Annotated in this window: 26 protein-coding genes; 15 read left to right on the top strand and 11 right to left on the bottom strand. The window is 53.8% G+C overall.

The window, feature by feature from the left end; translation table 11 throughout:
• Positions 1-18 precede the first annotated feature (18 nt).
• The 8 genes from PUR_RS25275 to dgoD all read right to left on the bottom strand — a co-directional run bounded on the left by PUR_RS25275 (position 19) and on the right by dgoD (position 7,749).
• On the bottom strand, positions 19-696 hold the full coding sequence (locus tag PUR_RS25275) for a cupin domain-containing protein (RefSeq protein WP_179037596.1): 678 nt from the start codon (positions 694-696) through the stop codon (positions 19-21).
• Between the two features lie 67 nt (positions 697-763).
• Positions 764-1,606: an NAD(+) diphosphatase gene (nudC, locus tag PUR_RS25270; protein WP_179037595.1), complete on the bottom strand. Its 843-nt coding sequence runs from the start codon at positions 1,604-1,606 to the stop codon at positions 764-766.
• A 145-nt stretch (positions 1,607-1,751) separates the two neighbouring features.
• Positions 1,752-2,396, bottom strand: a complete 645-nt coding sequence (locus tag PUR_RS25265) for a bifunctional 4-hydroxy-2-oxoglutarate aldolase/2-dehydro-3-deoxy-phosphogluconate aldolase (protein ID WP_179037594.1) — start codon at positions 2,394-2,396, stop codon at positions 1,752-1,754.
• 28 nt (positions 2,397-2,424) lie between these two features.
• Entirely contained in the window at positions 2,425-3,726 is a 1,302-nt protein-coding gene (locus PUR_RS25260; RefSeq protein WP_232101642.1) for an MFS transporter, read from the bottom strand.
• Positions 3,727-3,759: 33 nt separating this feature from the next.
• Positions 3,760-4,770 (bottom strand): 2-dehydro-3-deoxygalactonokinase, encoded by a 1,011-nt coding sequence (locus PUR_RS25255; RefSeq protein WP_179037592.1) that lies wholly within the window; start codon positions 4,768-4,770, stop codon positions 3,760-3,762.
• A gap of 165 nt (positions 4,771-4,935) precedes the next feature.
• Positions 4,936-5,940, bottom strand: a complete 1,005-nt coding sequence (locus PUR_RS25245) for a 2-hydroxyacid dehydrogenase (RefSeq protein WP_179037590.1) — start codon at positions 5,938-5,940, stop codon at positions 4,936-4,938.
• A 35-nt stretch (positions 5,941-5,975) separates the two neighbouring features.
• Positions 5,976-6,566 (bottom strand): fumarylacetoacetate hydrolase family protein, encoded by a 591-nt coding sequence (locus tag PUR_RS25240; protein WP_179037589.1) that lies wholly within the window; start codon positions 6,564-6,566, stop codon positions 5,976-5,978.
• A gap of 34 nt (positions 6,567-6,600) precedes the next feature.
• The gene (gene dgoD, locus PUR_RS25235) at positions 6,601-7,749 is read right to left on the bottom strand and encodes a galactonate dehydratase (RefSeq protein ID WP_179038074.1); all 1,149 of its coding nucleotides are present in this window, start codon (positions 7,747-7,749) and stop codon (positions 6,601-6,603) included.
• A 315-nt stretch (positions 7,750-8,064) separates the two neighbouring features.
• On the opposite strand from dgoD, the gene PUR_RS25230 reads away from it, so the two are divergent.
• Together PUR_RS25230 and PUR_RS25225 are read left to right on the top strand one after the other, a co-directional pair.
• Entirely contained in the window at positions 8,065-8,763 is a 699-nt protein-coding gene (locus PUR_RS25230) for a FadR/GntR family transcriptional regulator (RefSeq protein WP_179037588.1), read from the top strand.
• 26 nt (positions 8,764-8,789) lie between these two features.
• Positions 8,790-9,170, top strand: coding sequence for a winged helix-turn-helix transcriptional regulator (locus PUR_RS25225; protein ID WP_179037587.1), 381 nt, complete (start codon positions 8,790-8,792; stop codon positions 9,168-9,170).
• Between the two features lie 33 nt (positions 9,171-9,203).
• Here PUR_RS25225 and PUR_RS25220 read toward each other — a convergent pair whose 3' ends face one another.
• Together PUR_RS25220 and PUR_RS25215 are read right to left on the bottom strand one after the other, a co-directional pair.
• A complete protein-coding gene (locus tag PUR_RS25220) occupies positions 9,204-10,277 on the bottom strand; it encodes an SDR family oxidoreductase (protein WP_442953740.1) in 1,074 nt (357 codons plus the stop codon).
• A gap of 181 nt (positions 10,278-10,458) precedes the next feature.
• Complete coding sequence (locus PUR_RS25215; protein WP_179037586.1) at positions 10,459-10,890, bottom strand: MarR family winged helix-turn-helix transcriptional regulator; 432 nt, start codon at positions 10,888-10,890, stop codon at positions 10,459-10,461.
• 145 nt (positions 10,891-11,035) lie between these two features.
• On the opposite strand from PUR_RS25215, the gene PUR_RS25210 reads away from it, so the two are divergent.
• Positions 11,036-11,620, top strand: a complete 585-nt coding sequence (locus tag PUR_RS25210; RefSeq protein WP_179037585.1) for an NAD(P)H-dependent oxidoreductase — start codon at positions 11,036-11,038, stop codon at positions 11,618-11,620.
• A gap of 122 nt (positions 11,621-11,742) precedes the next feature.
• Here PUR_RS25210 and PUR_RS25205 read toward each other — a convergent pair whose 3' ends face one another.
• Positions 11,743-13,797, bottom strand: a complete 2,055-nt coding sequence (locus tag PUR_RS25205; RefSeq protein ID WP_179037584.1) for a glycoside hydrolase family 97 protein — start codon at positions 13,795-13,797, stop codon at positions 11,743-11,745.
• 97 nt (positions 13,798-13,894) lie between these two features.
• Between PUR_RS25205 and PUR_RS25200 the strand changes: the two genes are divergently transcribed.
• The 12 genes from PUR_RS25200 (at position 13,895) to PUR_RS25145 (ending at position 25,770) form a co-directional block, all read left to right on the top strand.
• Positions 13,895-14,170, top strand: a complete 276-nt coding sequence (locus PUR_RS25200; protein WP_232101641.1) for a hypothetical protein — start codon at positions 13,895-13,897, stop codon at positions 14,168-14,170.
• Between the two features lie 23 nt (positions 14,171-14,193).
• Positions 14,194-14,997, top strand: a complete 804-nt coding sequence (locus PUR_RS25195) for a prolipoprotein diacylglyceryl transferase (RefSeq protein ID WP_179037583.1) — start codon at positions 14,194-14,196, stop codon at positions 14,995-14,997.
• A gap of 85 nt (positions 14,998-15,082) precedes the next feature.
• Positions 15,083-16,510: a radical SAM protein gene (locus PUR_RS25190; RefSeq protein WP_179037582.1), complete on the top strand. Its 1,428-nt coding sequence runs from the start codon at positions 15,083-15,085 to the stop codon at positions 16,508-16,510.
• A 906-nt stretch (positions 16,511-17,416) separates the two neighbouring features.
• Entirely contained in the window at positions 17,417-17,845 is a 429-nt protein-coding gene (locus PUR_RS25185; protein WP_179037581.1) for a winged helix-turn-helix transcriptional regulator, read from the top strand.
• 144 nt (positions 17,846-17,989) lie between these two features.
• On the top strand, positions 17,990-18,508 hold the full coding sequence (locus tag PUR_RS25180; protein WP_124697287.1) for a DJ-1/PfpI family protein: 519 nt from the start codon (positions 17,990-17,992) through the stop codon (positions 18,506-18,508).
• Positions 18,509-18,963: 455 nt separating this feature from the next.
• Positions 18,964-19,233 carry a hypothetical protein gene (locus PUR_RS25175; RefSeq protein ID WP_179037580.1) on the top strand — a complete coding sequence of 90 codons (270 nt, stop codon included), beginning with the start codon at positions 18,964-18,966 and terminating at the stop codon, positions 19,231-19,233.
• A gap of 176 nt (positions 19,234-19,409) precedes the next feature.
• Positions 19,410-20,861, top strand: coding sequence for an IS1182 family transposase (locus PUR_RS25170; protein ID WP_179033663.1), 1,452 nt, complete (start codon positions 19,410-19,412; stop codon positions 20,859-20,861).
• A gap of 269 nt (positions 20,862-21,130) precedes the next feature.
• Entirely contained in the window at positions 21,131-21,988 is an 858-nt protein-coding gene (locus PUR_RS25165) for an EcsC family protein (protein ID WP_179037579.1), read from the top strand.
• Between the two features lie 76 nt (positions 21,989-22,064).
• Positions 22,065-23,480 (top strand): hypothetical protein, encoded by a 1,416-nt coding sequence (locus PUR_RS25160; RefSeq protein ID WP_179037578.1) that lies wholly within the window; start codon positions 22,065-22,067, stop codon positions 23,478-23,480.
• Between the two features lie 331 nt (positions 23,481-23,811).
• Positions 23,812-24,102: a DUF6509 family protein gene (locus PUR_RS25155; RefSeq protein WP_179037577.1), complete on the top strand. Its 291-nt coding sequence runs from the start codon at positions 23,812-23,814 to the stop codon at positions 24,100-24,102.
• 145 nt (positions 24,103-24,247) lie between these two features.
• Positions 24,248-25,174, top strand: a complete 927-nt coding sequence (locus PUR_RS25150; protein WP_179037576.1) for an AEC family transporter — start codon at positions 24,248-24,250, stop codon at positions 25,172-25,174.
• Between the two features lie 161 nt (positions 25,175-25,335).
• On the top strand, positions 25,336-25,770 hold the full coding sequence (locus tag PUR_RS25145) for an SRPBCC family protein (RefSeq protein ID WP_179037575.1): 435 nt from the start codon (positions 25,336-25,338) through the stop codon (positions 25,768-25,770).
• Position 25,771: the final 1 nt, after the last annotated feature.

Raw genomic sequence — 25,771 nt, 5'->3', positions numbered from 1 at the left:
GCTAAACCGGGGCTTCGTTTAGTTCGAATAAGGATAACGGTTATGAAGCTGCCCGGCATAACCGTGCACATATACTTGACCGTGGGAAGGACACGGGTGAGAAGCTGCGGCTTGGTGGCCGCTGTGGTGCGGATGCTTCTGCATTCCCTGAACCGGCGGCGGGTTATTCCCGCAGACGCAGCCCGGGGGCGGTCCCAAAATGACCGATTCTTGAAGCGGAGCGACCGCTTGCTTGTAATTCTGCTCGTCTACACAGTAGGCCCGGTTCAGGACTTCCGGCGGGATGGCCTTCAGAAAATCGGAGCCGTAGACGACATCCGGGGTAGGGACATCGAAAATGGTCAAAAAGTGCGTATGCTCGGACAAGACGGTGATCCAGTGGAACCATCCTTTTGGAAATGAGGAAACCTGGCCCGGAGTCAGCCTGTAGGTCATGAGCTGCTGCGTAAAAGGATTAAATACGGACGTAACGATCTCCCCGCTGATGACAAAGACAAGCTCCGACGCGTTCGTATGCCAATGCGGCTGAACAACGCATTCTTTGGTCATGTGCGCGTTGAAAAAACCTGTCTCTATAGCCGGAAGCTGGGCTCCAAACACTTGGGTGAGGCAGTTATCCGCATCCCGCCGATAATTGATATGCTTGTTGGAATCTGCTGCAAGCGTCAGCGCCGGAGAGCTGAACAGAGAGTTCATGAAGGTGTTCCTCCATCCTGGGCATTTGTCTATCCAGCATATGCATGGCGGAGGGAGGGGGTTACCGTCAGGAATAGTTCTCTACGTACCAGTCGATGATCTTGCGGGCAATACTGACCTTCGGCGGAATGTTGGGCAGGCTATCAGGATCAAACCAGGCGGCATGGACAATTTCCTCTCCGTCCACTGTAATTTCTCCGCTCTCATAGTCAGCAACGAAACCGACCATCAAGGAATGGGGAAACGGCCACTGCTGGCTGGAAAAATAGCGGATATTATGGACCTTAATTCCGACCTCCTCCATAATTTCCCGCTTAACGCAGTCCTCCAGCGTCTCACCGGGTTCGACGAAGCCGGCAATCAGCCCGTACATATTATTTTGAAAATTTCGGGCATGGGCGAGCAGGATCTGCTTGTCCTTCAGAATGGCGGTAATTACGGCAGGCGCGAGGCGCGGATAGCTGACCAGTCCGCATTCCGGACATTCCCGCGATCTCTCGATTTGCGACAGGACCGTCGGCGTGCCGCACCGGCTGCAGAACTGATGCGTGTCGTCCCAGGCGATCATCTGGATCGCCTTGCCCGCCAGATGGAACAGGTCTTCGTCCATTACGTCGTACAGAGGCCGGAGCGGGCGGAACACCAGTTCTTCCGGCTCGGCCGCATCCGAAGGGGCTTCTACGGCGAAGCATGGGATTTCTTCGAAAGTCCCGAGATACAAGGTGCGTACCGGAGCAATATGGAGCTGCTCGACCGATTGCGCAAGCGGAATGCCGATCATGCCGGAAGATTCCGAAACGAGCAGCCGGCCGGAGCTAAAGATGAACCAATAGGCAGGTCCGCCGAAATCGGGCTTGGCGGCAACCGCCGGAATATACCGTTTATAAATGCTTTCTCTTGGTTTAGGCATGGCGCGGGAACCTTTCATTCTTGAATTTTCTATTAAGAATAGCAAAAAAGAGAAAATGTGACAAACGCGACAACTGCCGACTCGGACCGAATCGGCAGTTGATAAGTTCCTATTTTCTATTAAATTGCCTATTGCCTGTGGCCTATCAGTGTCTATGCCGGCGAACGGCTTCGATGAAATCCTCAGCCCGCTTGGTCAATTGATCATAACTGCCCGAATCAATCACGGACTTGTTCACCAATTCGCCGCCGATGCCGAATGCAACCGCACCCGCTTCGGCAAACTCCCCGATATTGGTGAGGTTGATGCCCCCTACCGGAATAAAGCGGATATCGGCCAGCGGTCCGCGCACCTCCTTGAGGAAGCGGGCGCCCAGCGCGCCTGCAGGGAACAGCTTCATCAGATCGACACCAAGCCGCTGCGCCTGAACCATCTCCGTAGGAGTGGCTACGCCGGGAATAATCAGTCGATTCTTCTCATGCAGCGCTTTAATGACTTCGGGATTGAGATCGGGCGCAAGAGCGAACGTCGCTCCCGCGTCGATGACCGACTGTGCCGTCGGCGCATTCAGCACCGTTCCAGCCCCAATGATCATTTTCTCGCCCATTTCGCCGGCCAATTGCTCGATCATGCCGAGATAGCCCGGCGTATTGCATGTGACCTCAATGACCTTTACTCCGCCATTATAGAGAGCGGAGGCGATGCGCATCATTTCCTGCGGCTTGGTGCCCCGGACAATGGCAATAATCCCCGTCTCTTCGATTGTGCGGATAACCTTCCACTTTTCCATGTATGATTCCTCCCGAATCCTTATTTGTCTATTCTGCAATCGGCTTTCTAACGAGAAGCCAGTAACACAAGGCCGCACAGGCGGCGATAATGCCGCCGCTCGTGAAGGCCATCGTATAAGAACCGGTCTTGTCGGCGATCATGCCGACCACGACCGGAGACAGCGCTCCGCCGAAGTAACCGCCGAAGTTCTGGATGCTGCCTACGGAAGCGACCATTGAAGGCGGGGCCACATCTCCAGGCAGTGCCCACGCGCAGCTGGACAAGGCGGACATCAGGGCAAGCGCGACCGTCATGAAAGCCAGCGTCGCCGGCAAGCTGCCCGCATGCGGTATTATGATGACGGTAATCCCGGCCAGAATTGCGCATACACCGATGACGGCCCGTTTGGCGACAAGCGGTTTGGCCACGCCTTTATCGACCAGAAGCTTGCTGACATAACCGCCGAGAATCGCGCCGATGACGCCTCCGAACCAAGGAATGCTCGCATAAATACCCAGCGACTTCATCGAAACGTTCTGGGTCTTCATCAAGTAGAGCGGCAGGAAGGTCACAAAAATATTGAATATCCAGATATAGCAGAAGAAGCCGAGAATCATGCCCCACACGCTCTTATGCTTGAACAGTTCGCCCCAGGATACCTTGGAAGCGCCGATCTCCTGCGCAGTGCCTCCGCCGCCGGCCTTGATATAATCAAGCTCCTCTTGGCTGATTCTCGGATGCTTCTCCGGCTGGCGGTAAAAAAGTGCAAAGATTACGACAAAGATCAGGCCGATGGCTCCCGTAATGAAGAACAGCGCTCTCCAGCCGAACGGCACGATTAACGCCACAAGAATGGGTGGAGCAATCGTCGGCCCCCATTTGGAAGCCGCGTCCCAGAAGCCGGTAGCTAGAGCACGTTCCTGCTTCGGGAACCAGGAAGCCGTAATTTTGGCTCCGCCGGGCCAGCAAGGTGATTCAGTCACCCCTAGAAGTGCGCGTCCGAAGAGTAGACTGGTCAGGCCGGTGCAGACTCCAGTAAAAGCCGTTGCTCCGCTCCAAAGGGCTACGGCCCAGGCATATACTTTCTTGGCCCCCAGGCGGTCAAGAAGCCATCCCGCGGGCAGCTGCATGAACGCGTAACTCCACGCGAAGACTGAGCCCATGAGGCCAATATCCGTATTCGACAAATTCAGATCTTTCATCATATCCGGCGCCGCAATCGACAGATTGGTCCGGTCCAAAAAATTGATGATGCCGCCCACCAAAAGCCAAATGACAACCGTCCAGCGCACTCTTGTCGCCGTCTTGGTCTTCACGGCGGGAACAGCGCTGCTCACCTTCGTTTCCAAAATCATTACCTCCAACCATTCTGATTTTTAGATTTAAGCCATTTGAGTGTTGTGCAAAATTCCCCGTTCGCGGGCAATAGCCAGTGCTCCGAAGCCGGCCAGCGCCTTATGCTCGTTTCCGACCGAATGAACCGGACCGGTGAAGAAAGGATCGTGCTTGATTAATGCGATGAGGGCCTCCCGAAGCAGCTCCTTGCCGAATACGACTACCGGCAGCAGGGGAGTTACATTCAGGGCTCCGCTGTTTTTCACGGCCAGAATATCCGCCTGAAGCACAGCGCCGAGCAGGAAGTTCGCTTTCTCATTTATGGATAAATCACTGAACATATCCAGAATCCGCACGGTAAAGCAGGTTCTTCCAAGTCCGACTTTCTCGGCATAGGCTGCCCCCTTAAGCAGTACGGCTTCCTCCAATTCGCCGGCAAAAGAGCTTTGCAGCGCGTTTGCCAGAATGGTCTGCTTCGTAATCACATCCAGCAGCTCGCCTGCTATCGTGGTCATACATCCGGTAATCCGATTGTCGCCGTCGATCCGGACGACTTTGGAATGCGAGCCCGGAAGGATCAGCACGGCAGGGCCCTCAAGCTGCAGCTTTTGCGTAATTCCTACAACCTCGACCTCTTCTCCGCGCATGACATCCATCATTTCGCATGTTTCCAGGTTAAGATCAGGCACATTATTCTTAATGCCCGGCACAAACCAGATGGGCTGGTCGATGATCTCCGGCAGTTCGGCCTTAACCATTGCCGCGGCCAGTTCCTTTAACCCGGCGGGCGCCGGCAAATGCGGAATCTCATACAGTCCGACATTCGAAGTTATCATTCCGGAAGCCAGAATGACAACGGAGTCCCCGGTCTTCACATTCGCTGTCCGCATAGCCTCCTCAATCGCCGTCTTTACTCCCTGGGTGAGCTTTTGTCTGCTGCCGGTGATCGCCGTGTCTCTGACGCCGACAGGTTGGAAAGCTTCCGCAACGACCTCGTTGCCGCGCCATACGTTTACCCGCGTATTCGTGGTTCCCGTATCAATTGTAATCGCATACATTTTACTGCTCCTCCTTCATGATCAGGCCGCCGCCTGCCAAGGCGGCCGGCGAACTTGCCGCAAGATGAGCCGACGGGCTGGTGTTGTACCGTAGAGGCTGTACCTCGAGCCCGTCTTCCGGCTCATGCCGCGTTTCATAACAGAGCACCTACAGAATTTGACGGTCTACTGAACGCTTCCGTCCTTAACGGTCCAGACCTCCGGGTTGACCAGGTTGACCGGGCGCCGGCCCTGCAGGATGGCCGCCATATTCTCGGCTGCTTTCATGGCCATCTTGGCTCTCGTCTGCCAGGTAGCGCTTCCGATATGAGGAAGCGTAACCACATTCGGCATCGACAGGAACGGATGGGTTTTGTCGATGGGCTCATGCTCGAATACATCAAGACCCGCTCCGGCAATCTGCTTCTCTTGCAGCGCCCGGATCAGCGCCGTCTCATCGACAACTCCGCCGCGGGAGGCGTTGATGAAATAGGCATCCTTTTTCATCAGCCCGAACTGCTTCTCGCCGATCATCTTTTCCGTTTGCGGAGTGAGAGGCACCTGTACGAGAACGTAGTCGGAGTTCTGGAGCAGCTCCTCAACCGGAACGAACTGAATGCCAAGCTCCTGTTCGTCCTTCTCCTCGCGGACCAGATTGTTGTACAGAATGTTCATATTGAAGCCTTTGGCGCGCCGGGCAATGGCGCTGCCGATCCGTCCGTAGCCGATGATGCCGAGTGTAGCGTCATGCACGTCCTTGCCCAGCATCAGGCTGGGCAGCCAGCCGTTCCAGCCGCCGCTTTTGACGAAGTGATCCGCTTCGGCCAGCCGTCTTCCGGAAGCCAGCACCAGACTGAAAGCCAGATCGGCCGTTGTCTCGGTCAGGACATCCGGCGTGTTAGTGGCTGCAATCCCCCGGCGGGTCAGTTCGTTCAGGTCGAGATTGTCGTAGCCGACCGCAATATTGCATACCGCCTTTAGCAGAGGAGCGCGATCCAGCACATGGCTGCGGATTTTATTGCGGGAATAGATCATCAGGCCAGATGCGCGCCGCAATCCTTCATAGAAGACTTCCTCATCAAGCATTTCTTCTTCGTCTCTGTAGTCCACCTCGGCGAAATCCTCCAAAAAGCGAAGGACCTTCTCTTCCTCGGGAATTTTGCTCGGTATAAACACAACGGGTTTAGCCATCTGTTCATTCATCCTTTCAAATAAAATTGTAATGATTACGCTTCCACTGTATTGCTGACCGTTCCAAGCTGTTCACTGCGGATTTCTACGCGGTCCCCCGGAGTAATCTCGAACGGACCTGCGGGGGTTCCCGTTAGCACGATGTCTCCCTCTTCCAGCGTAAGAATCGTGGAGAAATAAGCGAGGATGCGGGCAAAGGTGTAGCCCATATCTTCTATGCCCGCTGACTGTTTCCGTTCACCGTTCAGATAGCTTTCGATGCGGATGGAACCCGGGTCCTCCACTTTTTGGAATGGACCCAGCGGGGTGAAGGTATCGTATATTTTGCCTTCGCCCATGACACGCGGACCGACAGCCGTCAAATCGTTGGCGATGGCATAACCGCCGATTGCGCTTAAATCGGCCAGCTCCTCTTCCCTTGCGTTCCGCAGGGTCCGGTTGATGAGCACCGCGATTTCTACCTCGGCCATAACCTTCTCGGCATGTTCAGGAATATGGATGGCCTGGCCGTCTCCGATCACGCCCGAGAGCGGTTTAAGGAACAAGTGCGGAACAAAATCGGCGGGCAGTCCCTTACTCTGCAGAAAAGCGGGATAATGCGGCCCGATTCCTATAATTTTTGGCATATTGAATCCCTCTTTATCATTGATTATCTGCCGCCTACCACTCGGCTACGGTTCCGTCCTTATGCCGCCATACGGGATTTCTCCAGCGGTGTCCCGCCTGCGCCATGCTGCGGACATACTCCTCGTTGATCGTAATGCCAAGCCCCGGGCCATCCGGAATACGGACATGGCCGTCCTCGTAGGCGAACACCGACGAATCCGTAATGTAGTCGAGCAGATCATTGCCCTGATTGTAATGAATGCCGAGGCTTTGCTCCTGAATTACCGCATTGTAAGCCGTTGCATCCACTTGCAGGCAGGCAGCCAGCGCAATCGGTCCAAGCGGACAGTGCGGCGCTACGGCAACATCATACGCTTCGGCCATGGCGGTGATCTTCTTGCATTCCGTGATGCCGCCCGCATGAGAAAGGTCAGGCTGGATGATATCCACATAGCCCGACTCCAGCAGCGATTTGAAGTCCCACCGCGAGAACATCCGCTCTCCGGTTGCGATTGGAGTAGAGGTGCTGCCCGCAATATCGCGGAGCGCCTCATTGTTCTCGGCCAGCACAGGCTCCTCGATGAACATCAGCCGGTAAGGCTCAAGCTCCTTGACCAAAATTTTGGCCATCGGTTTATGTACCCGGCCGTGGAAGTCCACGCCAATGCCAAAGTACGGTCCCGCTGCTTCCCTGATGGCTGCAACGCGCGCGACCACTTCATCGACCTTGGCGTAGGTATCGATAAATTGCAGCTCTTCCGTAGCGTTCATCTTGATGGCGGTAAAGCCGGCGTTCTTCTTCTCCAGTGCTGCTTGCCCCACATCGCTCGGCCGGTCGCCTCCGACCCAGGAATATACCCGGATGGAATCCCGGCAAGCGCCTCCAAGAAGCTGATAGACCGGAGCGTTGTAAAATTTGCCCTTGATGTCCCAGAGCGCCTGATCGATTCCTGCGATCGCGCTCATCAGGATCGGGCCCCCGCGGTAAAAGCCTGCGCGGTACATCACCTGCCAGTGGTCTTCAATCCGCAGCGGGTCCTGGCCGATCAAGTAATCCATTAATTCGTCCACGGCTGCTTGAACTGTGAGCGCTTTCCCTTCAATCACAGGCTCTCCCCAGCCGACAATGCCCTCATCGGTTTCAATCTTCAGAAACAGCCAGCGTGGCGGTACGACAAACGTCTCGAACTTGGTAATCTTCATAGCGTAGGTCCCTTCCTTTGTATTGAACAGATCGTATCTTTTATCCGGATCCAATTTAAAAAATAGGATGAACTGTTAAATCAATCGCTTTCAATCGTCAAAATAAAGCGAATTTCAGCGAAAGTTGCTCCCATCTTTACAAATTAGCTAAAATTCCAGGAAATACATCTGTTCTTTTGCTAGTATCATATGATCTATTTTTGTTTCACTTTTTTTACTCGGGAGATCTTTTTTTTCAGGAATGATCGGTTGTTCCAATTGTGATAGAATTAAGCTGGTATTGACTATTAATGTCTACAAGAAAGGCCTGACTCAATGAAAAAGACCGCCTTCCAGAGTACGATAGACAAATTTAAACAAATGATCATTGAAGGAACTTGGGCCGCGGGCGAAAGGATTCCGACACTTCAACAGCTCTCCAAAGAGCTGTCCGTAAGCATTACCACGGTTCGCGAAGCGCTGCGGATCCTGGAGAATGAGGGCATTATCAGCATCGAGCACGGCCGGGGCATGTATGTGAGGAACGATCCTTTGCTTCTGAAAGACCCGACCGCTGAATTGAAAGAGCTTGGGGATATATCCTTAATCTCGCTGCTGGAAGCGAGGCTGCTGATCGAACCGAGACTTGCGGCTTTGTGCGCGGAAAGAGCAACCGACTTCGAGGTGAAAAAGCTGCGGCAGCAGGCTGATCTTATGATCGTGCAGATGGAAAAGGGAGGTTCCTTTCTGGAGACCGATCTGGAGTTTCATCAGACGATCGTGGCCGGTGCCCGGGAGCCTGTTCTGTCGCGAATGAATGAGGCCATTCTTCCTCTTCTTCAGGAGGGGCGGAGGCAGACAAATACGCTGCCCAATATGAGAACGAAGTCTTCCAATTATCATGTGCTGATTGCCATTGCCATTGAGGAGCGCAACAGCGAGCAGGCCTATCTGCTGATGCAGAACCATATTGAGCAAATGCTCGAACCGTTAAAGAAAGCCAAAGAGGCCCAAGGAGAGATAGAGGGTAATTAAGGTTAAGGGCGGAGGTGTTCGAGCTTATGATGGAGCCGGTCAAAACTTACAATACGGCGGTGGAAGCAACGCTTGAAGTAATCGGAGGCAAGTGGAAACCGCTGATCTTATTCCATCTCACGTTTGGTAAGAAACGCAACGGCGAGTTCGTGAGCCTGATGCCTGCTGTCACGCAGAAAGTGCTGACGCAGCAATTAAGAGAACTGGAGAGGGATGAAGTCGTCAAGCGGACAACGTACAATTCGGTTCCGCCAAAAGTCGAATATGAGCTGACCGACTACGGCTGGAGTCTCAAGGAAATTCTTCATCTCATGTGCCGTTGGGGGGATACCCATGTTGAACGGAAGTACGGGGATCAAGCCGTTATCTTGTCGGAAGTCCAAACAGAGAGAGAAACCGGTCTATGAAGTGCGAAAGACCGGTTTCTCTTGTGTGTAAGGTTATGGAATGACCTTGCGGCGGCGGAAGTCTTCAAAAATGCTCAGGAACATGGACTCCGTATCCACAAACTCATGAAAGCCGGCCCTGCGCGCCTTGGTGCCGTCAGCGAAAAAGTCGTAATCCCAAGAAAACACAAAGTCGCCGAACCGCCATGAGGAAACGCTGCTATAACTGTTGTTTTCCAAGCCGTATTTCTCTACCATGGCGTCCCACAGCGCTTCTTTGTCCTGCATAACAACGTCCAGCGACATCGGCAGCGGAGGCGCCGCCTCAAGTTCGAAGTACGCGGCGATTTTGGGCCAAAGCTCGCTCCAGCGGAACAAATCCCCGTTCGTAATATTGAAGGCCTGATTGGCGCAGCGCTCGTCGGTCGCCGCCCATACCGTGGCTTTCGCAAGCAGCCCGGCGTCGGTCATTTCCAATAAGCTGTGGTAAGCACCTGGTTTGCCGGGAAAGCGTAGGGGGATTCCCAGCTCTTTTGACATCGAGGCGTAGACGGCTATGACCATAGCCAGATTCATTGGATTACCGAGAGCGAAGCCGCACACGACGGAAGGGCGGAGTGCCGACCAAGTCCAGCTTTTTCCCTGCTGACGATTCTCCAGAAACTTCTGTTGGTCGATATTGAATTCCGGCGGCATATGATCGGCGTCACTCTCGCGGGCCGGCGTCTTGAAAGGTCCGAGATGCGCTCCGTACACTTTATAGCCCTGCATGAGACTGATATGCCGGAGCTTAGTGGCAACCGGCTCGACAGCCTCAACGGTGTTAACGAGCATAGCGAGGTTAGGGGGGACGAGCTCCGCCCATGTCGGGCGGTCCTGGTAGGCAGCATAGAAAATATGGGTCACTTCCGTCAGGCCGCTTAATTTCTCGCGGCTATCCAAGGGATTCAGTAAATCCGCGGCGATATAGCGGACCCGGCCGGATGATTCTCCGCCGCGGCGCGATACGCCGATGATATCCCAATCAGAAAGCGTAATAAGATAATCAATCAAATTGCGTCCGATCACCCCGTTAGCTCCAATAACAAGAGCCGTTTTGCGCGGCGCTGAATCTTTAGTGTTTATCATTAAAATCCTCTCCTTCCCTATAATGCTTACACCACCATTGTGCGGGAGCCGGGCGACGGCTGAAAAGTACGCACTTTGAAGTCATATAGTAACTTGAGAGTTACGAATGGAGGAACACAATAGAAAAGGCCGGGATTTCTCGAAAGAAATCCCGGCCTTTTTGCGCCATCGTTCGTTTGTCTCATTCCCCCAGCAGCTTCTCAGACAGCAGGTCCAGGGCCTGCATCACTTCGGCGGTCTCCTTCGGATTCAAATGAGCGAACCGTTCGGCGATCAGCTTTTCCAGTCTGGCCGAGCACTCGTCCATAAGCTCCATTCCGGCTGGAGAAAGCTCGACAAAATGAACTCTTTTATCCTTGAGATCGGCCCGTTTAGTTACCAGCTTCTTCTCCATCAGCTTCTTGACTTCGCGGCTCGTATTGGGCAGGGACATGCCGACGCAGGCGCCGATCCGGCCAAAGGTCGTGGAGTCTTCGGTGTACAGAAGGTGCAAGATTTCGAACTGAAGCAGGGTTACGTCTTCCGGTTTAATCTCCGCAAGCAGCCGATGGGTCATTTTGGAGAATCCGGTGCCGAACGTCTTTAGTTTGAAAGCGAATTCGGGCAATGGCATGGTGATCACCTCGCTATGTGGGATTATTATGACAAATATTTTTTTTGCGCGCAATCTATTTATCATTTGACAACTAAAATGTGATGACTTAATATAGTTATGAAATGAAAATTATCATTTGATAACTAATTAGGAGCGATGAGTGATGAACACTTTGATCGTCTATGCCCACCCGAACCGTGAAAGTCTGAATGGGGCCTTCCTGAACGCCGTTCAGCAGGGGATTAGGCAAAATGCGGCTTCCGGGGAAGTAGAGGTGCTGGACTTGTATGAAGAGCAGTTCAATCCGGCGCTGGTGTACAACAAAGACCGCAGAAGAAGAGATATGCACAAGGACCCGGAGCTGGAAAAATACAGAGCGCAAATCCGCCGGGCCGACCAGATCGTGTTCATCTATCCGATTTTTTGGGGAAGGCCGCCGGCGATGCTGCTGGGCTATTTCGACCGGCTGTTTGCCTCGAACTTTGCTTACAGGGACCGGCCGAACCGCATTTATCCCGAGGGGCTGCTGAAGGGAAAAAGCGTCGTCTGCATCTCCACGATGAAAGGTCCGGCCCATTATCCTCTGCTGACGCTGAACAATGCGCATAAAGTGCTGATGAAGAGAGGGGTATTCCATTACGTCGGCATCCGCAAGGTCAAATTCTTCGAATTAGGGTCCATGGAAAGCCGGAAGGGGAACCATGCGAAGAAGCTGAGCAAGGTGGAGCGGTATTTTGCCAAGGTGTGACCGCAATGCTGGCAACAGCAGCTGGCAATCCTCTTGGGCGTCCACCAATGCAGATGCGTTATTGTTCCCTTGCGGTTAACAACGAGCGAAGTACACCGGTTGTAAAATGGTCATGCGCTGTTTCAGCGGTGGCGGTCAGACCTCATCCCAGGGAGGGACCTGATTTTGGGAAGCGACCTGATGTCGTCCGCGGCAGCCGGACGTATCCGAACGGCCTGCCCGCCTCCCGGGGCAAGCTTCAGCGGCAGGGTTACGCTGCGGTCAACCAATACCCTTGAAATGATCAGAGGATAGGGATTGGTCCTCCAGTCGGCATATGGGCCATCGGCATAGATTTCAGCCACATAGGGTTTGCCCGGATCTAGAAAAGCGAGCGGCGCAGCAAGCGTGCGTCTATTCTCATTGGTAATGCTGCCCAGATACCATTCTTCGCTGTTTCTGTCTTTGCGGACAATCGTAACATAATCTCCGATCTCTCCATTCAATACCTTGGTGTCCTGCCAATCGGTAGGAACATCGAGAATAAATTGAAAAGCCGCACGCTGCTGTTCATAATTTTCCGGCAAGTCGGCTGCCATTTGCAGAGGACTGTACAGAACGACATACAGCGCGAGCTGTTTGGCTAACGTCCCCCGCACCCGGTTGCCCGGTCTGAATTCCTTATAAATCAGCCTTACAATCCCCGGCGTATAGTCGATGGGCCCGGCAAGCATGCGGGTGAAAGGCAGGATGGTGGTATGGTCCGGAGGGTTCCCGACATACTCGGCGGAGGCGTCGAACTCCTGTCCCCGCGCGCCTTCCCGGGTCATCATATTCGGGTAGGTCCGACGTTCTCCCGTATCTTTTACCGGCTCATGGGCGATCAGACTAATCTGATACCTGGCCGCGGTCTCGATTACTTTGAGATGATGATCAACGTTATATTGACCGCCAAGCCACTCCATACTTATAAGATTCCCCTGGTCATCAAAGCGCTTAAGCGCAGGGTCAGGGGAGACATAGCCTGTTTTCACAACGTCTATCCCGAGTTTTTTATATAAAGTAAAAGCCTCTTCCATTTGACGCTCCAGATTCTGAATAGCTCCAGCCGTCTCCATGTGTCCTATAATTTTCACGCCCTTGCTGGCGGCATACGAAGTGACTTCCACAAGGTCATAATCCGGATAGGGGATTGTAAAACTGAAGTTTTCGCCATGCTTGGTCCAATCGTTCTCCCACCCGATATTCCACCCCTCGATCATAACCATCGGAATGCCGTATTTGGCAGCAAAATCAATGTACCGCTTGGCATTCTCGGTCGTTGCGCCATGCTTCGGGCCGTAGCTCCAGGTGTAAATCCCGAGATGCATGCCCCACCATATGCCGATGTACTTGCCCGGCGTCACCCACGAAACATCTCCCAGCCTGTTCGGTTCATTGAGATTAAGAATCAAGTAGGAGGTAATCAAATCCCCCGGTTTTTCCGCGATCTGGATCGTTCGCCAGGGCGTTTTTAGCGGAGTGGAGCCTTTGACTTTAACGCCGTCGGACCAGGGGATGAGGTCGGCTGCAAGCGTATTATTTTCCAGGGGCATCAGGGTCATGGTGGAATAGCGGGATAATTCGGCTTCGTGGATGCTCAGGTATAATCCATCAGCCATTTTCATCGTTAGAGGGGTATGGACGGAGCGGTAAGGAATGGAGTGAATGGGGGTAACGTTGTAGAGGCCCTCGGTATACAGCTTCTGATAAGCGGGAATCCACCAGGCCTCGTCCACATCGGTCAGGGCAAATTCGGTTTCTTCGCTTCGGATTTCCAAATGGGAGAGATGTTCCTGTTCGGGCAGCTCGTAGCGAAAGCCCAGGCCGTCGTTATATACGCGAAAAATGACGGATATTCGGCGCGCACACGGGGTTGTCTCTTCGAGCTCCACGCGAAGTTCATTGTAATGATTGCGTATTTCCTTAACTTCTCCCCAGGGCTGTGTCCACGTCTCATCAAAGCTGTCATACCTGGCGGCGGAGACCCTGAAGTTCCGGTTAAGCGGCTCGGCATGTTCCAGGGTGAAGCCCAGTTTCGAAGGTCTGATCAAGGGCCGGTTACAATAGCACACACAATAATAAGGAATACCGCTACTAAGCATGAATTCCGTCTGAATATCCCCATCGGGTGAAAAAACAACCCACCTGCTTGTCATTTTGGGCTCCGCCTCCTCGCGCGAATCTCATTACACCATCTTATGAGGTCCTGAGCTTGGCATATCCCTTGAAAAGCGTTTACAATAGGGGTAAATCATGAACCGAGGTGAAGATATGGCAGCCTTTCGTTGCATGAACCACCCCGAACGCGAAGCGGCTCATCAATGCGCCAGATGCGGCAAGCCATTATGTGAGGAATGCTATAATCCCGACTTCGGAAGATGCCGGGAGAACTGTGCGGATTCGCTTGTTAAGCCTGAGCCTAAAGGGCCAAGCGCGGTCTTCCGGGTCATCGTAGCCATACTGGCGATTATCGGAGCGCTCGTGGTACTGCTGCTCACCATCTGCGGAGCCCTTATCTTCACTCAGTAAACTCAGGTCAAAGGAGCGCGCCGATGGAATTTCCCGTGTATATCGTTCTCGGTCCCTGGCGGATTCATCCGCATGTGTTGTTTGAGTCGCTCTCCTACTTTATCGGCTTCCGCGTGTATCTGTGGACCCGGCGTCCGAGCGAAATGTCCCGGCTTATGAGCCTGCAAATTCTGGCCGGAACGATTCTGGGCGCGGCGCTCGGCGCCAAGCTGTTGTTCTGGCTGGAGGACCCGGCCGCTGCGTGGGAGCAGCTTCGGCAGCTTCACTTCCTCTGGGGCGGCAAAACGATCGTCGGCGGTCTGCTTGGAGGATTGATCGGCGTCGAGCTGACCAAGAAATGGGTGGGCTGGACAAGGTCAACCGGCGACGATTTTGCCTATCCGCTCATTCTGGGCCTCTGCATCGGGCGAATCGGCTGCTTTCTGACCGGCCTTGACGACCATACGTACGGCATGCCGACGACCTGGTTCACCGGCATCGACTTTGGCGACGGAATCCGGCGGCATCCGACCCAGCTGTATGAGATTTTCTTTCTGCTAGTGCTAGCGCTGCTGCTCATCCCCCTATATCGGAGAAGCCGCGCGCCTGTGGGCGGCCGCCCCGGTTCCATTTACCTTCCGGGCCGGATGTTCCAATGGTTCATGTTTGGCTACTTGGCTTTCCGGTTTGCCGTTGATTTCATTAAGCCGACGCCCCATCCTTACTTCGGACTGAACAATATTCAGCTTGCCTGTCTGGCCGGCCTTGTCTATTACGCCTGGCTGCTGTGGGTCAGAGGGCGTGTCCGCCGCTCGTCCGCGGCTGCGGAGGCTCGAAGCTATAAATAAATAAAAGCGGCAGGCGCCCGGCGGTTCCGGCAATTCCGGAAGCTGCTCAGATCGATTCACCATTCCAACATAAAGGAGTCTTTTCATGCCGAACCGACCGTATCTCTATCATGAGCTGACCACCAGCATCTGCTCCGTGTGTTACCGCAAAGTCGAGGCCAAGATCATCGAGGAAGACGGGCGCATGTACATGGTCAAAAGATGCCTGCTGCACGGCCCGGAAAAGGTGCTCATCTCCACGGACGTTCCCTATTACAAAAAGACGCGGGAGTTTATCAAGCCTTCGGAAATGCCCCTTCAGTGGAATACACCGATTAAATACGGCTGCCCGTATGACTGCGGCCTCTGCCCGGACCATGAGCAGCACAGCTGTCTGACGCTGCTAGAGATTACGGATCACTGCAACCTAAGCTGCCCGATCTGCTTCGCCGAGTCTTCGCCGCACCGCACATCCTACCGGTCGCTGGAGCAGATTGAGTTTATGCTGGACCGGATCGTTGAGAACGAGGGTGAACCGGACATCGTGCAGATCAGCGGCGGCGAGCCGACGACGCATCCGCAGTTTTTTGAGATTCTGGACATGGCCAAGAGCCGTCCGATCAAGCATATCATGGTGAACACGAACGGCGTCCGCATCGCCCGGGACCGGGAGTTCGCAAAGCGGCTCGCTTCGTACATGCCGGGTTTCGAGATTTACCTGCAGTTCGACAGCCTGGAGGCGTCCGTGCTGAAGGAGCTCCGGGGCGCGGATTTGCGGCACATCAGGGAAGACGCGATCCGCCACCTAAACGAATTCAATATTTCGACAACGCTCGTCGTCACGCTGAAAAAAGGTCTGAATGACGGAGAAATCGGCTCGATAATTCAGTACGGACTGAAGCAAAAAGCCGTGCGCGGTGTGACGATTCAGCCGATCCAGGCGGCGGGAAGGCTGGAGGGCTATGATCCAGCGTCCGACCGTTTAACGGTAAGCGAGGTCCGCCGCAGCATTATTGACCAGTCGGGCGTGTTCGGTGAGGCGGATATTTTGCCGGTGCCCTGTCATCCGGACTGCCTTGCGATGGGTTACGCGCTGAAGCTTGGCAGCGAGGTGCTGCCGCTGACCGGATTGATCGACCCGGATATTCTGCTTGAAGGAGGCAGCAATACGATTGTGTTCGAGCAGGACCCGGCAATCCGGGGCAAAATGTTCGAACTGCTCTCCACCGGCCACTCGCCGGTCTCCTCCGCCTTGTCGCTGAAAAGTCTGCTCTGCTGTCTGCCGTTTGCCGCCGTGCCGGAGCAGATTAGCTACGACAATGTGTTCCGGGTCATCGTGATGCAATTTCTCGATGCGCATAATTTCGACGTGCGGTCGGTGAAGAAGTCCTGTGTGCATATTGCCCACCCCGATGGACGGATCATCCCTTTTGACACCTATAATTTGTTCTACCGGGACGACAAGGAGCAGCTGCTGGAAGGGATAAGGGGCGAGATCGCGACCGCATGGGATGGGAAAATCGCTCGGGAGTAGCCTGGAGTAGCCTGCGGTAGAAGGGAAATGCGCCAAAAAGGGGGCTGAAGAAGGGACGCACTGAAGAAGGGGACGTGCTGAAGAAGCGGTTTGACTAACTAGTTCGGTTCAGTTTGTGCCTGTGTCTGTGTATGGTGGCTGGTGGCTGGCATTTTCCTGCAAACCTGCAGGTTTGACAGGTGAATTTCGGGGAGGAAAAGTAATGGCTGCAATTGTGCAGGTTTTTAAGCTTATATATCGCCAAGCGTGGAGAGGGGAGGAGAAATACCTGTACTTTTGTAGGAATTGGGTCAGGGAGGAGGATTTCCACGGAAAAAAGATGTATCAACGCAGGAATCCCGACAACCCGCCAACTAAGCCACCTACCCATCGACCAACCCGGGCCGCTGACCAACTAACCACCGCCCCATCAACCCACCGACCCACCAACCCACCGACCCACCGACCCACCAAGCCACCGCCCCCCGGTTCACCAACCCACCGAGCCTCTGAACCACTGACCGAGCCACCATCCACCGCCCCCGGTCCACCTACCCATCGACCCACTCCCACCCGCCTACTAACTATCCTGCTGTCGGACGCCTTGCCGTGACTTTAAACGTGAACTGTTATCCCGTTTGTTTAATTGGCATCCGCCGCAAGCCTCTTCAGCAGCCTCAATTTCTTATTAGGGAATCGGCGCTTTGAAGCAGCTGCGGAAAAGTGTTACAGACACTATAGCTGCCGGGCTGTCGAATCCCGGTACAGAAAGGGCATCCCTCGGGGTGCCCTTTTGTGAATGTATGTAGCGATGGGCCGCCCGCCAAAGGCGACGGCGGTTATGGTGTATAATAACGGAAGACGCCTGGGAAGCTGCAGACCGGCGCAAGAGCATGGCGTACCAATAGAATAAGGAGGAACGGCCGTATGTCCGATCCGTTAAGAGAGGAAATCAAACAAAAAATCGTGAACGGTGATTTTCACTGCGAAAAGGAACTTACATTGTCCATCATCAGCGGGAAATGGAAGGTCGTCATTCTTTGGCATCTTGGCGTGGATGGCGCGCATAGGTTCAGCGATTTGCAGAAGCTTTTTCCGAAAATTTCGCATAAAATACTGACTCAGCAGCTCAGAGAATTGATGGAGGACGGCATTGTTCACCGGGAGGTATATCCCGACATTCCTCCGAAGGTGGAATATTCGATGACCGAGCTTGGGATGACGCTTCTGCCGATTGTCGAAATGATGTACGAGTGGGGGAAAATGCGGATCGAACGGATCAGACGGGAACTGAAGCCCGGAAGCGAGCCGGAAATAACAGCGGACAGCTGCGAGGGAGCCTGCAAAAAAGCCTGAACAAGCCACGAAACAGAGACCGGAGAAAGGCGGGAGCAGGTAACCTTTTGGTAACCTCTGTACTAAAAAGTGCATTCTTCACAAGGAATGTCGGCAGCGCTACAATGATTGTTGCGTGAAGATAACCTTGGGAGGGAAATACCAATGAGCAAAAAAGCACTGCTGATTATACCGCCGGACCGCTTCAACGAAGACGAGTTGTTTCATCCGAAAGCCGAACTGGAGAATGCGGGCATCACTGTAACGGTCGCCAGTACGAAGGCGGGGGAGATTACAGGCGACAATCAGGGAAAAGCAAATGCGGAGGTGGTATTCTCCGACGTTTCCGCTTCGGATTATGATGTGGTAGCTGTAATTGGCGGCTCTGGCACGATCGACTATCTGTGGGGCGACGCGAAGCTGGGCGAATATTTGAAGCAGGCGTATGAGCAGAAAATTCTGGTCGCCGGCATTTGCGCTGGCTCCGTCGTGGTTGCGAAGACGGGCCTGCTCGCCGGGCGCCAAGCGACCTGCTATCCGGTCGAAGTTATGATTGATGAGCTGAAAGCCAACAGCGCCGAATATGTGGTGCAGCATGTGGTGGCGCATGACGATGTGATTACAAGCGACGGGCCGGACGGCGCGCGGGAGTTCGGCAAGAGCCTCGTTTCGGCGCTGGCCTGAGTACAGGCGCGGGCGTGCCGGACTCGGTTCGACGGGTTTGACCGGCTGACCGAGTCCACACGGGAAAAAGCGGCCGCCGGGCCGCATCATAAAGCAGCGGATACTTGGTTATCTGCTGCTTTTTTGGCTCTGGGCGGGCGGCAGTGAACAAGAAGCCGGGAATGGGCTTATTCAGCAAGCAGCCATACGGCCGTATAGACGGCGCAGCCGACTGCAAAGGCGGTTTCGATGAAGGTAGGGCAGGACGTTCATTTCGATCATGCTCCTTTGCCAAAGATTCCGCTTTCGGCTGCGGACGGTATCCGGGAATTCTTTTATCATGTATCCTCTGAACCACATCTCAAACGGAGGAGTTCATCCCCACACTTTCCCTCCGGGCTGACTACATAAACGATCGCCTTCAGGCCATCCTAAACGGGAAAGAACAGTCCGTTAATAAGGAGTGGTCCTCATTTATGAGACATTATGAGTCCAGTATGCGTACGAACAGCACTGTCGATCAGGCGGAGGATGCTGCGGCTAAACTGCATAACGCCGTTACCCAAGCGATGAGCCATCCTACGGAAAAAGTAATTGAGCAGGCCGAGAACAGCCTGAAGCATGCGGAACAGGCGGTCAGCCACGCACCGGAAGGATCGGTGCAGGGGCATGGCGTCGATCTAGCGGAAGAAATGCTGGCAACGGAGAAGGAACGACTTGCCTTGGTGCAGAAGCAGAAGAGTTGATCCGGCGGATTGATGCAATCCCAACCGAATACGGTTATAAAAAGACTTCTGCCATCGGGAGGCCACTGAAAAAGTCCGTCTCATAGGAAAAGGTACAGATCTTCAAGAAAATTGAAGAGGCTGTACCTTTTTTGTTTTATACTGAAGTCATCTAACAAAAAAGCGGGTGTGAGTGGATGATTCGGCAACAACAAACCTTAGTTTTGAGTCCTTATGCGGCATTGTATGACATCGTTGTCCCGAAGGACAATATACTCCGTCAAATCAATGAATTGGTGGATTTCACTTTCATATACGAAGAACTGGAAACAAAGTATTGCTTGGATAATGGACGCAACGCCATTGATCCGGTGCGCATGTTTAAATATTTACTGCTGAAAGCCATTTTTGAACTCTCTGACGTCGACATCGTGGAGCGTTCAAAGTACGACCTGTCGTTCAAGTACTTCCTCGGCATGGCGCCGGAAGACCCGGTCATCGATCCGAGTTCCTTAACGAAGTTCCGTAAACTACGTTTGAAAGATATCAACCTTTTGGACATGCTCATCGGCAAGACCGTAGAACTTGCCATCGAGCAAAATATCCTAAAGAGCAATTCCATCATCGTCGACGCCACGCATACGAAAGCACGTTACAACCAGAAAACGCCTCAAGAAATTCTACAAGACCGTGCACGGAAATTGCGAAAAGCCGTGTACACCATGGATGAGTCAGTCAAGGTCAAAATGCCGGCAAAGAATACAACGAGCGAACTCGAAGATGAAATTGCGTACTGCCAAAAACTCGTCAACTTCATCGAAAATGAGAGTGGCATTGCACAAGTGCCAAAAATTCTGGAGCCGCTTAACCTGCTGAAAGAAACGGTTGCGGATGACGTCGAGCAACTTCGCCTGGCGGCGGATCCGGATGCGCGCGTTGGCCACAAGAGCGCAGATTCCGCATTTTTTGGATACAAAACTCATCTAGCGATGACTGAGGAACGCCTTATTACGGCGGCTGTCATTACAACCGGTGAAAAGAATGACGGCAAGCAATTGCAGACCCTTATCGAAAAAAGCAAGGCAGCTGGCATGCAGGTCAAAACGGTGATTGGGGATACTGCATATTCCGAAAAAGATAATATTGCGTACACGAAAACAAATGAAATTGAACTTGTGGCCAAACTAAATCCCCTCGTCACGCAAGGTGCGCGTAAGAAAGAAGACGAATTTTTATTCAACAAAGATGCAGGCATGTACGTATGTCCAGCTGGACATATGGCCATTCGAAAGGCTCGGCAGGGTAAAAAAGGGGTCGGCAAAAATCAAACAGACACCTATTATTTTGATGTGAAACTATGCAAGCATTGTCCGTTCAAGGAAGGGTGCTACAAAGAAGGCGCTAAAAGCAAAAGCTATTCGGTAAGTATTAAATCCGATGAGCACACCGAGCAAATGACGTTCCAAGATTCAGAGTATTTCAAGGAAAAATCCAAGGAACGCTACAAAATTGAAGCGAAGAACAGTGAACTCAAACATGGACACGGGTATGATGTCGCGACATCCTCGGGTCTGCTTGGCATGGAAATGCAAGGGGCGATGACAATTTTCGCTGTGAATTTAAAACGAATCTTAAAGTTAACAGACTAAGAATTACCGAATGATGGAGCCGTACTTGACCTAAAAAAGAAGACATCCGTTCCTAAAAGGTGGGAAATGGATGTCTTTTTGTTTGAGACATAAGCCGTCAAAGAAAAATACGTAAGTTTTTCAGTGGCCTCGCCATCGGCGGAGGTCTTTTTAAGTGATATTAAGATGCCCCTGAATCGTTATTTTCAAGCAGGGCAATCGGATTCGGGGTATATATTAGGAAACGGGCAAATCATTAACGCGTATATTCGGTTAAAGGAGGTATGATCATGACGGAAATCACGCTTGGTTCAGGAAGGCTGGAAACGCAAGAAGAGCTGCGCGCGGCACTTGAAGAGGTACGGAGATGGGAGAAGGATCAGAGACAGCTTATGATCTGGGAGCGGCTGACCCGGCTGCCCTTTAAGCTGCTGGACAAGCTTACCCCTAAAATTGTTCATGAAAAAATAGGACTGCTGCTGGATGAGCTTGGCAGCTACATCCAAAATGGCGGCAACTACCTTGTGGCTGGACGCAAGGTGGGCGAGCTTGTGGGCGAGGTGAGCACCGAGACCGCAGGGAAGCGGGAAGGGCCCTACCCGCTGGTGGTGATGGACGAAGCGGCGCGCCGCCTGTCCAAGAGCCGGAGCAATTTCGCCACGGCTCAAGGGGCGACCACAGGCTTCGGCGGCGTGTTTACGCTGGCGGCGGATATTCCCGCCATCCTCGGACTGTCGCTGAAGGTGATTCAGGAGATCGGCCTTTGCTATGGGTACAACCCGCTGGAGAAGGAGGAGCGCATCTTCGCTGTAAAAGTCATGCAGCTGGCTTCCGCCGACATGGTCGGCAAACGGGCGATTCTGGAGGAGCTGGACCTGGAACTCGGCAGCGATGGCCGGATTGGGGGCGGCGAGGGCGCGGCGGTGTCCAAAATTCAGGGATGGCGGGAAGTGATTGCCGCCTACCGGGATAACTGGAGCTCGAAGAAGCTGCTGCAGACAATTCCTGTCGCCGGAATGTTCTTCGGCGCCTACACGAACCGGGAGATGCTGAAGGCGGTGGCGGAAGCGGCCATGATGCTGTACCGCAAACGGAGAATTTTGGCCAGACTGGCGGACAACGGTCAAACGAACACCCTCTCTACTTAGAGGCGCAAGAACCGCCTTTTGGGCTCCTGCATAACTTATAGAATCAATGCTATAAGTTAAGGGAGCGATTTCTTCCATGGGAATCCAGTTAACGGCAATCCATTACGTCTATCTGGCGTTTATCGTATTCATCATGGCGCTGCTCATCAAGCGGCGCGATACGACGATGATTTGCGTGGCCGGTATCTTTGTCCTGGGAATCCTGGCGACGGAGACGCTCGGCGGTTCGATATCCGGAGTGTTTAACTCCTTTGTCTACGCGACCAAGGAACTGATGGGAACGATCATGATCATTTCAATTATTGTCGCCATGAGCCGGGTGCTGATGATTACGGGCATCAACGAGACGATGGTGTCTCCGCTGACCCGGTTTCTCCGCACCCCGGCCATGGCGTATTGGGGAATCGGCATTATTATGCTGCTTACCTCCCTCTTTTTCTGGCCTTCGCCGGCGGTGGCTCTGGTGGGCGCCGTCCTGCTGCCAGTTGCGCTCCGGGTCGGCTTGCCCGCCCTCGGAGCCGCGATGGCGATGAATCTGTTCGGCCACGGCATCGCTCTATCCGGCGATTACATTATTCAGGGGGCGCCGAAACTGACGGCGGACGCCGCGGGCCTGCCGGTCGCCAGCGTTATGGAGGCGAGCGTTCCGCTGGTCGTCGTCATGGGGATTGTGACGACCGCCGCCGCCTTCTGGATGATGCGCAGGGATCAGAAGAATGGGACCTGGAGAGACGGCCTTGTATCGGCTGGACGGACATCCGGCGTGTTCGGGGAGCCTTCTCCCCCTTCTCTTCAACTGGTCGCCCTTCATCCACGGATGAAGAAAGCCCTGGCCATCCTCATTCCGGCGCTGTTTCTTGCCGATGTGGCGGCGATGTTCCTGCTGCATCTTCAAGGCGGCGATGCTACCGCCCTCATCGGCGGCACCGCAGTCCTTATCTTGATCTTCGTCACTCTGCTTGCCCACCGCAATCAAGGGCTTGAGCAGATCACCTCCTACCTCATCGACGGCTTCGTCTTCGGCTTCAAAGTATTCGGCCCCGTCATCCCGATCGCCGCCTTCTTCTACCTCGGCGACTCGGCTTTCACCGAGCTGTTCGGGACAGTCCTTCCCGAAGCCTCGCACGGCATCGTCAATGACCTGGGCGTTGCGCTTGCGAACTCCGTGCCGCTGAACGGCATCGTCGGCGCGGTCACGCTGACCCTCACCGGCGCCATCACCGGTCTTGACGGCTCCGGCTTCTCCGGCATTTCACTTGCCGGCTCCATAGCGCACCTGTTCGCCGCCGCCATCGGCTCAGGCGCCGATACGCTGACGGCGCTTGGCCAGGTCGCCGCCATTTGGGTCGGCGGCGGCACGCTTATCCCCTGGGCGCTGATTCCGGCGGCGGCCATCTGCGGCGTCAGTCCGTTCGAGCTGGCGCGCCGCAATCTCAAGCCCGTGCTGATCGGCCTTGCGGTCACCACCGTTGTCGCTATGTTTCTTGTGTAACTCCATCATTTTCCGCCTTCAAACGACAGCGGCGTTCTCCTCAAAGCGACGCATGGCGACGGATTTCTACAAATGATGGTTCTGTACAGAACTACTAATAATCCAATACTCCAAGAATACCAGCTGAAGATAAAATGAGCATGACCAGATGAAGCGCCTGTCCGCTTGGTTTGGTCTTTTTTTCGTCTACTGGTTTGCAAGCGGCGGCATGCGGAAAGGCTACGAATGAAGAGGTCCGAATCGCTGTGCCGGAAACGCCCGGCTCATCTGGCGAAGGCCGCCGGGCCTGTGCTATGATGATCTCCTGAACGATGAAAAGGAGCGATATAAAATGCTTGAAATATCGAATTACACAGCGGAGCAGATCCGTGACCCGTTCGGCATTATTGCGGGAAACCGTTATGAATTTATGATTAACCTAGTGATCCCGGAGGAGGACGAGCTTTATTCGGAGAACGGGGTCAGCGTGCGGGTCATTGTAAAGGAGAATGATGGAGAAGTGAGCGTCGTAACCTACGATCTGATCGAAACGACGACGCAGAAGCTCCTTGAATTCGATCTGGAGGACGATGAGGAGGAAGAGCTGGCCGCTTTTTGCAAGGAGCATATGCCGGAGCGGTAACTTCCTGATTGCACCGGATACCTCCGCAATAAAGCGCTGTGTGTATAGGCGGTATCTATCGGGAATATTGCTTACAAGTCTTGGACGGCAAACAACCCCGGCGGTATAGTAGAAGGTAATATTCTACATAACGAGGTGCCCGTCCGTGATCCAAACCGTGCTGTCCACCCTGTTCGAAGTCATCGTCCCCCTGTCGATTCCGGTTATTTCCGGCGCGCTGCTGGAACGTTTTCAGCGCCTGGACACGAAGCCGCTCATGACTCTGTATCTGTACTTTTTAAGCCCCGCCATTATTTTGGATACGCTGCTCCACGCGGAAATTTCATTCGATGACATCTATTTGACGCTGGCGTTCTCCTTATTGAATCTGCTGGTGCTGTGGGGAGTAGCGGTCATTACTGGAAAAGCGATGAAATTCTCTTCGCCGGAGCGGGCCGGATTGACGCTGGTTTCCACCTTTACCAACAGCGTGAATTACGGACTTCCGCTCGTTCTGCTCGCCTTTGGACAAGCGGGGCTTGATAAAGCATCCGTTTATGTCATAGGTCAGGTGATTATCGTCAACACGGTGGGTATTTATTTTGCGGCCCGGTCCCATTTTTCCGTGAAAAATGCGTTCAAATCGGTGTTTTCCCTCCCCGCGATCTATGCCGCCATTCTGGCCCTGCTGCTCCGAGCATTCCAGTTGCACCTGCCCGCCGAAGTGGAGAAGGGAGTGACGATGGCAGCGGGAGCGTACTCCCCTGTTGTGCTGGCCATTCTGGGTGCGCAGATGATGAAGGTCGGCATGATGCCCGGCATAAAAGGAGAACGTTCGGTGTTCTGGATGGGAATCGTGATCCGGTTGCTGGCGGGACCGCTGCTCGCGCTGGGCATACTGGCATTGCTCGGCATTACGGGGACGCTCCATTCCGTGCTCTTCATTCTTGCCTCCATGCCGGTAGCCGTTAACGGGGTTGTTCTGGCGGAACGCTATGGCGCGTCCCCTTCGGTGGTTTCCCGCTGCATCCTTTGGACGACGCTGTCCTCTTTCCTTGTGCTGCCCATGCTTATTGCGGCGGTTTCGGGATAAACCTCCCGATGGGGCCTCCCGGCTCCTGTTTTTCGATGAAACGGCGCATCCTGGAAGAAGGAAGGCCGTTTCTTTTTGACATGAAACCAAAAGGTTTTATATAATCAAAAAGGGAAACCAAAAGGTGTTACTTTATAAAAGGGTGAAAGAGGGATAAAACAATGGAAGACAACCGCGGGAACAATCTGCCGGACGTGGTGCAGACGGTCATTATTGATGCGCCGATCGGGAAAGTATGGGATAAAGTATCGACATCGGAAGGGATCGCACAGTGGTTTATGCCCAGCGACTTTCAGGCGGAGCTCGGTCATGAATTTCATCTGCAGTCGCCTTTCGGCCCGACGCCGTGCAAGGTAACGGAGCTTGATCCGCCGAACAGCCTGACTTTCACTTGGGATACCGAAGGCTGGACGGTTTCTTTCTTCTTGAAGGAACTGGATGATAAGACGGAGTTTACGCTGCTTCACGGCGGCTGGAAGCAGCCGGACGAGCTCATCGGGAAAGCGAACGAGAAAAGCTCGGTTATTCATGGCCGGATGTCGGGCGGCTGGGTATCCATTGTGCAGGAGCGGCTGAAAAAGGCGGCCGAGGCTTAAT

This window comes from Paenibacillus sp. URB8-2, from assembly GCF_013393385.1.
Classification (GTDB): Bacteria; Bacillota; Bacilli; order Paenibacillales; family Paenibacillaceae; genus Paenibacillus_AQ.
This window is presented reverse-complemented; position numbering and strand designations above follow the sequence as displayed.

Bases quoted from the DNA above. Each gene is read 5' to 3' on its own strand.
- PUR_RS25275 (WP_179037596.1), bottom strand. From the start codon at position 696: ATGAACTCTCTGTTCAGCTCTCCGGCGCTGACGCTTGCAGCAGATTCC.
- nudC (WP_179037595.1), bottom strand. From the start codon at position 1,606: ATGCCTAAACCAAGAGAAAGCATTTATAAACGGTATATTCCGGCGGTT.
- PUR_RS25265 (WP_179037594.1), bottom strand. From the start codon at position 2,396: ATGGAAAAGTGGAAGGTTATCCGCACAATCGAAGAGACGGGGATTATT.
- PUR_RS25255 (WP_179037592.1), bottom strand. From the start codon at position 4,770: ATGTATGCGATTACAATTGATACGGGAACCACGAATACGCGGGTAAAC.
- PUR_RS25245 (WP_179037590.1), bottom strand. From the start codon at position 5,940: ATGGCTAAACCCGTTGTGTTTATACCGAGCAAAATTCCCGAGGAAGAG.
- PUR_RS25240 (WP_179037589.1), bottom strand. From the start codon at position 6,566: ATGCCAAAAATTATAGGAATCGGGCCGCATTATCCCGCTTTTCTGCAG.
- dgoD (WP_179038074.1), bottom strand. From the start codon at position 7,749: ATGAAGATTACCAAGTTCGAGACGTTTGTCGTACCGCCACGCTGGCTG.
- PUR_RS25230 (WP_179037588.1), top strand. From the start codon at position 8,065: ATGAAAAAGACCGCCTTCCAGAGTACGATAGACAAATTTAAACAAATG.
- PUR_RS25225 (WP_179037587.1), top strand. From the start codon at position 8,790: ATGATGGAGCCGGTCAAAACTTACAATACGGCGGTGGAAGCAACGCTT.
- PUR_RS25220 (WP_442953740.1), bottom strand. From the start codon at position 10,277: ATGATAAACACTAAAGATTCAGCGCCGCGCAAAACGGCTCTTGTTATT.
- PUR_RS25215 (WP_179037586.1), bottom strand. From the start codon at position 10,890: ATGCCATTGCCCGAATTCGCTTTCAAACTAAAGACGTTCGGCACCGGA.
- PUR_RS25210 (WP_179037585.1), top strand. From the start codon at position 11,036: ATGAACACTTTGATCGTCTATGCCCACCCGAACCGTGAAAGTCTGAAT.
- PUR_RS25205 (WP_179037584.1), bottom strand. From the start codon at position 13,797: ATGACAAGCAGGTGGGTTGTTTTTTCACCCGATGGGGATATTCAGACG.
- PUR_RS25200 (WP_232101641.1), top strand. From the start codon at position 13,895: ATGAACCGAGGTGAAGATATGGCAGCCTTTCGTTGCATGAACCACCCC.
- PUR_RS25195 (WP_179037583.1), top strand. From the start codon at position 14,194: ATGGAATTTCCCGTGTATATCGTTCTCGGTCCCTGGCGGATTCATCCG.
- PUR_RS25190 (WP_179037582.1), top strand. From the start codon at position 15,083: ATGCCGAACCGACCGTATCTCTATCATGAGCTGACCACCAGCATCTGC.
- PUR_RS25185 (WP_179037581.1), top strand. From the start codon at position 17,417: ATGTCCGATCCGTTAAGAGAGGAAATCAAACAAAAAATCGTGAACGGT.
- PUR_RS25180 (WP_124697287.1), top strand. From the start codon at position 17,990: ATGAGCAAAAAAGCACTGCTGATTATACCGCCGGACCGCTTCAACGAA.
- PUR_RS25175 (WP_179037580.1), top strand. From the start codon at position 18,964: ATGAGACATTATGAGTCCAGTATGCGTACGAACAGCACTGTCGATCAG.
- PUR_RS25170 (WP_179033663.1), top strand. From the start codon at position 19,410: ATGATTCGGCAACAACAAACCTTAGTTTTGAGTCCTTATGCGGCATTG.
- PUR_RS25165 (WP_179037579.1), top strand. From the start codon at position 21,131: ATGACGGAAATCACGCTTGGTTCAGGAAGGCTGGAAACGCAAGAAGAG.
- PUR_RS25160 (WP_179037578.1), top strand. From the start codon at position 22,065: ATGGGAATCCAGTTAACGGCAATCCATTACGTCTATCTGGCGTTTATC.
- PUR_RS25155 (WP_179037577.1), top strand. From the start codon at position 23,812: ATGCTTGAAATATCGAATTACACAGCGGAGCAGATCCGTGACCCGTTC.
- PUR_RS25145 (WP_179037575.1), top strand. From the start codon at position 25,336: ATGGAAGACAACCGCGGGAACAATCTGCCGGACGTGGTGCAGACGGTC.